The 8,753-nt window shown below is 70.6% G+C and carries 7 protein-coding genes; all 7 read right to left on the bottom strand.

The window, feature by feature from the left end; all coding sequences use genetic code 11:
- Nucleotides 1-928 (bottom strand): nitrogenase cofactor biosynthesis protein NifB (gene nifB, locus MNZ39_RS22040; RefSeq protein WP_242341251.1); only part of this gene is annotated, 928 nt, incomplete at its 3' end.
- 7 nt (nucleotides 929-935) lie between these two features.
- Complete coding sequence (fdxB, locus tag MNZ39_RS22035) at nucleotides 936-1,199, bottom strand: ferredoxin III, nif-specific (protein ID WP_242341250.1); 264 nt, start codon at nucleotides 1,197-1,199, stop codon at nucleotides 936-938.
- A 42-nt stretch (nucleotides 1,200-1,241) separates the two neighbouring features.
- On the bottom strand, nucleotides 1,242-1,652 hold the full coding sequence (gene nifX / locus MNZ39_RS22030) for a nitrogen fixation protein NifX (RefSeq protein WP_242341249.1): 411 nt from the start codon (nucleotides 1,650-1,652) through the stop codon (nucleotides 1,242-1,244).
- Between the two features lie 14 nt (nucleotides 1,653-1,666).
- Nucleotides 1,667-4,420: a bifunctional nitrogenase iron-molybdenum cofactor biosynthesis protein NifEN gene (locus tag MNZ39_RS22025; RefSeq protein ID WP_242341248.1), complete on the bottom strand. Its 2,754-nt coding sequence runs from the start codon at nucleotides 4,418-4,420 to the stop codon at nucleotides 1,667-1,669.
- Between the two features lie 44 nt (nucleotides 4,421-4,464).
- Nucleotides 4,465-5,934, bottom strand: coding sequence for a nitrogenase molybdenum-iron protein subunit beta (gene nifK / locus MNZ39_RS22020; protein WP_242341247.1), 1,470 nt, complete (start codon nucleotides 5,932-5,934; stop codon nucleotides 4,465-4,467).
- 93 nt (nucleotides 5,935-6,027) lie between these two features.
- Nucleotides 6,028-7,473 carry a nitrogenase molybdenum-iron protein alpha chain gene (gene nifD, locus MNZ39_RS22015; protein ID WP_242341246.1) on the bottom strand — a complete coding sequence of 482 codons (1,446 nt, stop codon included), beginning with the start codon at nucleotides 7,471-7,473 and terminating at the stop codon, nucleotides 6,028-6,030.
- Nucleotides 7,474-7,500: 27 nt separating this feature from the next.
- The gene (nifH, locus tag MNZ39_RS22010) at nucleotides 7,501-8,370 is read right to left on the bottom strand and encodes a nitrogenase iron protein (protein ID WP_242341245.1); all 870 of its coding nucleotides are present in this window, start codon (nucleotides 8,368-8,370) and stop codon (nucleotides 7,501-7,503) included.
- Nucleotides 8,371-8,753 lie beyond the last annotated feature (383 nt).

Here is an 8,753-nt window from a genome sequence, read left to right as displayed (position 1 = left end):
GATCCTCGGAGAGGCGCCCCACGGCGTCCGCGCGGCACTGCCGGCAGTGCCGCATGACCCGGGCGTCCAGCTCGCAGGCCACCTGGACGCGCTCCAGCTCCTCGGCGGTCGGGCCGCGCTGACCGGTGCGGCCGTAGTGCGTGCCGTGCCCGGGCTCCGAGATCAGCGGGACGAGGTTCACGAGGAACGCGCCGGCGCGGCGGACTGCCCGGGCGACGTCGGGGAGGTGCGCGTCGTTCACGCCCGGGATCACGACCGAGTTCACCTTCACGAGCACGCCGCGGGAGGCGAGCGCCGCGATCCCCTCGAGCTGCTGCGCGGACAGGAGCCGGGCGCCCTCGACGCCCCGGAGCTTGCGCCCGCCCCGCAGCACCCACGGGTAGATCCGCTCGCCGACGGCGGGGTCGATCATGTTCACCGTCACCGTCACGTGCCGCACCCCCGCCGCGGCGAGCCGCGCCGCGTGCTCGGGCAGGGCGAGGCCGTTCGTGGAGAGGCACAGGCGGAGATCCGGCGCCGCGCGCCGCACGCCCTCCAGCGTGGCGAAGGTGGCGTCCGGGTTCGCGAGCGCGTCCCCCGGCCCCGCGATCCCGACCACCGACAGCTCCGGGAGCTCCGCGGCGACCGCGAGCACCTTGCGCACCGCGTCCTCGGGGCGGAGCCGCTCCGACACCACCCCGGGCCGGCTCTCGTTCGAGCAGTCGTACTTCCGGTTGCAGTAGTGGCACTGCACGTTGCACGCGGGCGCCACCGCGACGTGCACGCGCGCGAAGTGGTGGTGCGCATCCTCGCTGTAGCAGGGGTGATCGGCGACGAGCGCGGCGACGTCGGCGGGGAGCGCCGGCGGGGCGTCGCCGCAGCCGCGGCCGAACGTGCAGTTCGCCGCGGGGGGCGCGGGGTCGGGGCGGGCGAGGACGGGCAGGCGCATGGCGTCCTCACGCCGCCAGGGGCTCGAACGAGAACGCGCCCTTCTTGCAGGTCCGGCCGCAGGCCTCGCAGCCGATGCAGTCGTCCGCGTGCTCGACCGCGGCGAACATCTTCGCGGACTCCTCCTCGTCCACCTCCGCCGGCGCGAGCACGCCGTGCGCGCAGATCTTGATGCACCGGCCGCAGCCGATGCAGAGCTCGGGATCGATGTTCCGCACGAACCGTGGGGTCCACTCCCGCTTCCCGCGCGTCAGCCCCGTGATGAACGCCATGACCGTCTCCTCTCTCGTGTGGTGCGCCCTTCAAGGCGCCCTTCAGTCGTCCTTCGCCTCGTCCGCCGGCGTCTCCGCCGCGGCCCCCGCTCCCGCGGGCGCCATCGCCTTGCGGAGCCACGGCGGCGGCCGGCCGCGCAGGACCTCCTGCAGCCGCTCGACCACCTCCGCCACGGCCACCTCGCCGCTCGTCCTCATCGGGTGGATGCGGCGCGAGACGAGCTTCGCCGCGGCGGGTCCGCCGATCTGCGCGGTGTAGACGATGGCGCAGCCGGCGAGCGCGCTCGCCCGCGCGGCGATGCGGTCCTCCTCGTCGTCGGCGCTCGTGATCGCGCTGACGCGCTCGAGGAAGCGGGCCGCGCCGGGCCCGATCTCCCACACGTAGAAGTGGTCCGCCCGCCCGAAGTGCTCGTCGATCCGCTCGCCCGTGGTGCTCGTGAACGCGATCCGCATGGTGACCTCCGCCGTCAGCTGTGCGCGAGCCGCTGCGCCTCGGTCGCGCTCGCCTGGAACAGGTTCGCCACCTCGAACACGAGGTTCATCGTGCCGCGGTAGCCGGCCCAGACCTTCTGGTGCGCGCCGAGCCGGTCGAACACCGGCACGCCCGCGCGCAGGTGGGCCTTCACGCCGAGCTTCGCGACCGCCTGACGCCCGTTGGAGCTCGCGACGACGAGGTCCGCCCCCCGGGCCGCGGTCTCCAGATCCTCGAGGTCGCCGACGGACACCGCCCGCGCGGGCAGCGCGTCGAGGCCACGGGTCCGCGTCGCGGCGAGCGCGGCGCCGATCTCGCACCCCATCCCGTGCAGGAAGCGGGTGAGGCCCTTCAGGTGATCGGCCTCGAGCGCGAGCGCCACGCGCTTCCCGCCGAACGCGTAGTGGCTGTCCACCATCGCGTCCATGAGGCGGCTCCGCGCCCGGCGGAGCGCGCCGGGGACGGGCCGGCCCGAGATCGCCGCGAGCGTCGCGACGAGCCGGTCCACCTCCCCGAGGCCCGTCGCCGAGGTGAAGCCGTGGGCCGGGATCCCGAACGCCTCCTCCAGGCGGAGCGCGGCCCGGGCGAGCGAGTCGCCGACGTAGATCGTGGCGACGCTCCGCCCCGCGGAGCGGATCGCGTCCACCCCCACGCCGTCCGTCGAGAGCGGCGAGACCTCGTCGTCGATGTGGCCGTCGAGGGCGTTCGCGATGTCCGGGACGGCGACGACCGAGAGTCCGAACGCCTCGATCATGCCCTTCAGCTCCTCGACGTCGGCGGGAGTGAGGTGGGCGCCGGGGAGCAGCGTCACCTGGCCCGGGATCGGCGTCCCTCCCTCCGCGAGCGTGGTGACGAGGGCCTCCACCGCCGCGGCGTACCCCTCCTGCAGCGAGCCGCAGTAGTCCGGCGTGGACGCCCAGACGATGGGCACGCCGGCGTGCTCCGGGCGCTCCCGGCGGAACTCGGCGATCGCGCTCCGCACGTCGTCGCCCATGGTCTCGGTGAGCCCCGAGGTCATGACCCCGACGACGCCCGGGTGGAACTTCTCGATGACGCGCGAGAGCCCGGCCTTCAGGTTCCTCCAGCCCCCGAAGATGGCGGTGTCCTCGCTCATGGCCGTGGAGTTGAGGGCGATCGACTCCTTGAAGTGCCGCGAGAGCTGCAGCCGGATGAACGTCGAGCAGCCCTGCGCGCCGTGGAGGAGCCCGAGCATGCGGTCCACGCCGAGGTACGCGAGCGTCGCGCCGAGCGCGGGCGAGTTCTTCTGCGGGTTCACCGTCGCGGCCTTGGCCGGCACCGCGACGCGCGACGCGGAGAGGTCCTCGGCGGCGAGCGCCGCCGCGTGGCCCCGCGCCGCCGCGCGCTCGGCCTCGAGGGCGGCCTCCGGCAGCTCCCAGGGCGCCCGCGCGGAGAGCGCGGGCCAGATGGGGTTGTTCACGGTGAGATCGAGCTGGCGGGCGAAGGTGACCATCCCCTCGTAGCCTGCGTACGGGTGCGCGCGGCCGTGGTTGATGTCGAGGAACGGCGTCCGCGTCTTGAGCGCGAGGAACTTCGTCTTCCCGCCCGCCACGACGAGGTCGGGCAGCTTCTCGCGCATGATCCCGAGGAGCCCGGCGGTCGAGGTGTCCTCGATGATGCGGGCGTCGCGGTGCATGAGCGCCTTCATGCGGTGGAAGTCCTCGAGCGTGGAGTTCTGCGTCCCCGCCGCGAGGATCTCGACGCCCAGCTCGCGCAGGGCGTTCACCATCGACCAGGTCTTCACGCCCCCGGTGAAGAGCACCGCGCGCTTGCCCTCGAGCCGCGCCCGGTGCGGCGCGATGCGCGCGCGGCAGCGCGCCTCCTCCTCGGCCACGAGCGCCTCCACCGCGTCGGCCATCGCGCTCGCCCCGTCGCCGCGCCCGCGATCGAGCTCGCGCGCGATGTGGCGCAGGGCGGTCGCGGTGTCGGTCATCCCGTAGAACGACTCCTCCAGGTACGGGATGCCCCAGCGCTTCTTCATCTTCCGCGCGAGGTTCGTGAGGCTCTTCGAGCAGATGATGACGTTCAGGCGGGCGCGGTGCGCGTGGCGCAGGTCGTCGAAGCGCGCGTCGCCCGAGATGCAGGACAGGATGCGGATCCCGAGCCGCTCGAAGAGGGGCAGCATCCCCCAGAGGTCGCCGGCGATGTTGTACTCGCCGATGAGGTTCACGTCGTACGGGGTCGTCGTCTCGGGCTCGGCCGTGCCGATCACGTGCTCGAGGAGGAGCTCGCCGGCGAGCCGGTTGCCGATGTTCTTGTCCCCGACGAACCCCGGGGTGTTCACCGGGATGACCGGGATCGGCACCTCCCCCGCGACCGACCTGCAGACGGCCTCCACGTCGTCGCCGGTCATCGCCGTGACGCAGGTGGCGTAGACGAAGATCGCCCGCGCCTCCGGGTAGCGCGACGCCAGGTCGACGATGGCGCGGCGGAGCTTCTTCTCCCCGCCGAAGACCACGTCGTTCTCGAGCATCTCCGTCGTGAAGCCGCGCCGGTAGAGCTGCGACCCGGAGGAGCGCGCGCCGCGGTTGTCCCAGGAGTTGCCGGCGCAGGCGATCGGCCCGTGCACGAGGTGGATGGCGTCCGTCACCGGCATGAGCACGACGCGCGCGCCGTCGAACGCGCAGCTCCGCTCGGTGCCCTCGCCGGGCTCGGACTTCTTGCAGAACCTCGGGGCGCCCTTCTCGCTCGTCTCGCAGTCGGGCGCGTCGTAGTAGTCGGGCCGCGGCATGGCCGCCTCGCTCGGGTTCGGGGTCGGGGGGTCGAGCGCGGCCGCTACCGCATCATCTCGAAGAAGCGGTCCTCGCAGCCGTCGTCCTGGAGATCGATGAACTTGTTGCAGATCTCGGTGACCATGTTGACGACGCCCTGGTAGCCGACGAGCGGGTAGCGGTGCCTGTTGACGCGGTCGAAGATGGGGAAGCCGAAGCGGAAGAGCGGGATCTTCGCGTCGCGCGCGGCGAACTTGCCGTGCGTGTCGCCGATGAGCGCGTCCACCGGCTCCGTCACGAGCAGGGACCGCAGGTGCCACAGGTCCTTGTTCATGTAGACCTTCCCGTCCTTGCCGTAGGGCGAGGCGTCGAGCAGCGAGTGGAGCTCCTTCTCCAGCTTCTTCGAGCCCTTCGAGCAGAGGACGTGGACGGGCCTCGCGCCCATCTCGAGCAGGAAGGAGACGTAGCCGAGGAGGTAGTCGGAGTCGCCGTAGACCGCGAACCGCTTCCCGTGGACGTACTGGTGGGCGTCGGTCATCGCGTCCACCGCCCGGCCGCGCTCCGCCTCGAGCGCGTCCGGCACCGGCTTCTCGAACAGCTCCGAGAGCTTCAGGAGGAAGGCGTCCGTCTTGGCGATGCCCATCGGCATCGGCATGGACACGTGCTTGCCGGAGTAGGTCTCCTTCACCCACCCGAAGGTCTTGGTGGTGGCGTAGGGCGCGACGGAGAGCGTCGCCTTGCCGTTGATGGAGTCGGCCGCCTCCTCGAGCGGGGTGCCGCCCGGATACAGGCGGTAGGTGCCGTCGAGGGGGGAGTCGAACGTCTCGGAGATGTCGGCCAGGAAGGTGTACGGGATCCCGAAGGCCTCGAAGATCCGCTTGTACTCACGGTAATTGCCGGTGTTCGCGTCGAAGCCGGCGATGAAGTTGAGCTTGCCGGTGCAGCGCCCCTCCACCGCCCTGCCCTCGGTCAGGGTCTCGAGGATGGCCCCGAGCATGGCGTCGTAGCCGTGGACGTGGGAGCCGCTGAAGCTGGGGGTGTTGGCGTAGGGGGCCGGGACGTCCTTCGGCAGGTGCCCCTTGGCCCTCGCGTTCTTGAGGAACGACGAGACGTCGTCGCCGATGATCTCCGGCATGCAGGAGGTGAAGATGGCGATCATCTTCGGCGCGTAGAGCGCGCAGGCGTTCTCCAGCCCCTCGTGCAGGTTGTTCTGCCCGCCGAACACCGCGCCGTCCTCGGTCATGGCGCTGCAGACCGCCGGCGCGGGCTCGCGGAAGTGGCGGTTCAGCGTCGAGCGGTAGTAGGACGCGCAGCCCTGCGAGCCGTGCACGAACGGCAGCGTCCCCTCGAAGCCGTGGGCGCACAGCTCGGCGCCGAGCGGCTGGCAGGCGTGGGCCGGGTTCACCACCAGCGCCTGCCGCGCGAAGTTCTTCTCCCGGTACTCCGGCGTGTCGATCCAGGCGCGGACCCGCTCCTCGTCCTCGCGCGTGATCTCGCAGACGGGTTTGACGGTCAGTCCAAGGTTGTTCGCCATGTGTCGGTTCCTTCGGGCAAGCGGGTGGCGTTCCGTCCGGCGGGACGGCGGATCGAGGTCTCGAGAGGTGGCGGGGGCGGTGGCCCCCTCCGGCTAGAACGGCGACTTCACGAAGCCCCAGGTCGGGCTGTTGATCGCCATGTCGATGTCGCGCGCGAAGATCGGGAAGCCCTTGTACCCGTGGTACGGGCCGGAGTAGTCCCAGCTGTGCATCTGCCGGAAGGGCAGGCCCATCTTCTGGAACAGGTACTTCTCCTTGATGCCGGAGGCGACGAGGTCCGGCTTCAGGTCGTGGACGAACCGCTCGAGCTCGTACTCGGAGGCGTCGTCGTAGATGACGGTCGCGTCGGGCATCTCGGGGGCCGTCCGGTCGTAGTCGTCCGCGTGGGCGAACTCGTAGCCGGAGCCGACGACGACCATGCCGAGGTCCTCGTAGGCGCTGACGGTGTGGCGCGGGCGCAGGCCGCCGACGTACAGCATGACCTTCTTGCCCTCGAGGCGGGGCCGGACCTCCTCGATCACCTTCTGCATCATGGGATCGTACCTGGCGATGACCTTCTCCACGTTCGCCTTGATCCGGTCGTCGAACCGCTCGGCGAGCTTGCGCAGGCTCTCCTTGATCTTCGTCGGCCCGAAGAAGTTCAGCTCGATCCACGGCACGCCGTACTTCTCCTCCATGACCTTGCACATGTAGTTCATGGAGCGGTAGCAGTGGATGACGTTGAGCTTCACCTCGTGCGTCGCCGCGATGTGCTCCATCTGGCCGTCGCCGGTCCAGACGGCCTTCACGTTGAAGCCGCACTCCTCCAGGAGCGGCTTCGTCGACCACGCGTCGCCCCCGATGTTGTACTCGCCGATGAGGGCGATGTCGTACGGCGTCTCCGGCTCGGAGAACTCGCGCGTCTCGATGATGTAGTCGCGGATCGTGTCGTTGGAGATGTGGTGCCCGAGCGACTGCGAGACGCCGCGGAAACCCTCGCAGTTGCAGGGGATGACCGGGAGGTCGAGCTCCTTCGACATCTGCTTGGCGACGGCGTTGATGTCGTCGCCGATGAGGCCGACCGGGCACTCCGACAGCACGGAGATGCCCTTGGCGAGCGGGAAGAGCTCCTTCGCCTCCCGCAGGAGGACGGCGAGCTTCTTGTCCCCGCCGTAGACGATGTCCTTCTCCTGGAAGTCGGAGGTGAACTGCATCGCGAAGTTGGAGACGCCGTTCACGCCGCTCATGAGGTTGCGGCGCGTGCCCCACGAGTACCAGCCGCAGCCGACCGGCCCGTGGGAGACGTGGACCATGTCGCGGATCGGCCCCCACACGACGCCCTTGGCGCCCGCGTAGGCGCAGCCGCGGGCGCTCATGACGCCGGGGACCGTCTTCCTGTTCGACTTCACGCAGGCGCTGCCCGACGCCTGGTCGTTCGGGGCGAGGTGCGGCGCGCGCTTCTTCTTCCCCTTCTCCGGATACGCCTCGAGCGTCCGGTCGATCATCGCCTGGGTCGACTCCTTCGTGATGCCGTCGACCGATTTCACCGAATTGGACATCGTCGTTCTCCTCGCCCGTGCCCTGCGCTACGCGCCCGCTGCCTCGGCGACGCCGACCTGGGACTCGTCCTCGTCCGCGATGATGCCGTACTGCATGAGCAGCTCCTCGAGCTCCTCCATCTGCAGCGGCCTCGGCACGACGAGCTTCCTGTTCTCGGAGATCTTCCGCGCCAGCTCGCGGTACTCGCTCGCCTGCTTGTGCTCCGGCGAGTACTCGATGACCGTCATGCGCCGCAGCTCGGCGCGCTGGACCTGGTTGTCGCGCGGGACGAAGTGGATCATCTGCGTCCCGAGCTTCGCCGCGAGCGCCTCGATCAGGTCCGCCTCGCGGTCGGTGTTGCGCGAGTTGCAGATGAGGCCGCCGAGCCGGACCTTGCCCGACGAGGCGTACTTCAGGATGCCGCGCGCGATGTTGTTGGCCGCGTACATGGCCATCATCTCGCCGGACACCACGATGTAGATCTCCTCGGCCTTGTTCTCGCGGATCGGCATGGCGAACCCGCCGCACACGACGTCGCCGAGCACGTCGTAGAAGACGAAGTCGAGGTCGGGGGTGTACGCCCCGTTCTCCTCGAGGAAGTTGATGGCCGTGATGACGCCGCGGCCCGCGCAGCCCACCCCCGGCTCCGGGCCGCCGGACTCGACGCACTTCACGTCGCCGTACCCGACCTTCAGCACGTCGGAGACCTCGAGGTCCTCGACGGTGCCGCGCTCGCGCACGAGGTCCATCACCGTCGTCTGCGCCTTCGAGTGCAGCATGAGGCGCGTCGAGTCGGCCTTGGGATCGCAGCCGACGATCATCACCTTCTTGCCGAGCGAGGCGAGCCCCGCGACCAAGTTCTGCGTCGTCGTGGACTTGCCGATGCCGCCCTTCCCGTAGATCGCGATCTGCCTCATGTCGTCTCGTTCTCCTCGCGGGGACCGTCCCGCGCCGTGTTCGCGAGGAGAGAGAGCAAGGGCCGTACCGCGGCCCCGCGCGCGAATCCTGCGCGCCCGGGAGGCGATCTGCCCCCGCGCGCGCAAGGCTCTCGCGCCGCGCGGCGCCGAGGCCTCCGCGCGTGTTCGACATCGGACGCTGCTCGCTGGGTGAAACCCGACATCACGTGCGGAACCCGACAGCGGGTCTTATGACCGGGGGCTGCGCCCTCAGGATTCGTCACATCTTCGGCTGCTGAACCGAGGGAGCGGCTTCGGTCGGCCGAGCGGCGCACCGCGCGCTCCGGCTGGGCATCGACGGGTCAGCACGCGCGCGCCGGAACGCTCCGGGCGGAGCACTGCGG

Source organism: Anaeromyxobacter sp. SG66, from assembly GCF_022690805.1.
GTDB lineage: Bacteria > Myxococcota > Myxococcia > Myxococcales > Anaeromyxobacteraceae > Anaeromyxobacter > Anaeromyxobacter soli.
The sequence above is the reverse complement of the archived record's forward strand: the minus strand, read 5'-3'. Positions and strand labels throughout refer to the sequence as shown.